Origin of the sequence: Streptomyces xylophagus, from assembly GCF_000716435.1 — a bacterium.
Classification (GTDB): Bacteria; Actinomycetota; Actinomycetes; order Streptomycetales; family Streptomycetaceae; genus Streptomyces; species Streptomyces xylophagus.
Window position 1 is genome coordinate 1 of the sequence record NZ_JNWO01000117.1, and the last position, 588, is coordinate 588.

Genomic DNA, 588 nt, shown 5'->3' on the forward strand with positions numbered 1-588 from the left:
GACGGTGGCCAGGGTCTGGTTCTCGCGGATCCGTCGTGGCCGGTCGACTTCTTTCCACGTCGTGATCCGTTCGAGTCGGTACATCCGTGGCTCTCGGGCACGGTCGGCGACGAGGTACCAGATGCCGGCCTTGGCGAACAGCCCGTAGGGATCCACGACCAGGTCGCGCGGGCCTGACTCGCGTGGGCTGTCGTACGCGATCCGCAGCCGGCGGCCTCGCCGCACCGGGCCGATCAGCGAAGCCGGAGTCGTGCCGCAAGCCCGTGCCTGATGCCAGGGGCGGCTGTCCACGTGCACGACGTCGGTGAGCGGCAGGAGCTCATGATCTCGACGTGGCTGCGTGGCGGCGATCTTGGAGAGCGCGCGCCGGCTTTCGGCCGATGCGTCGAGCTCCGCACGTTGCCTCTCGTCCAGCCCGGTGAGCGACAGATGATCACGCTCGCCCGGTGTGAGGCGCGTGAGGTCGGGCCCGGCCCCGGGCAGCATGGTCACGCCTCCGAAGCGGCCCCGGTGTGCGGTCACCGGAAGACCGGCGTCGCGGAGCCAGTTCAGGTCCCGGGTGATGGTCCGCAGGGACACCCCGAGCGC

1 protein-coding gene is annotated in these 588 nt (G+C 70.6%); it reads right to left on the reverse strand.

Annotated features, from left to right (window positions below):
- On the reverse strand, nt 1-486 hold a 486-nt coding region (locus OO70_RS50550), incomplete at its 3' end, for a helix-turn-helix transcriptional regulator (RefSeq protein ID WP_407702909.1).
- Nucleotides 487-588: the final 102 nt, after the last annotated feature.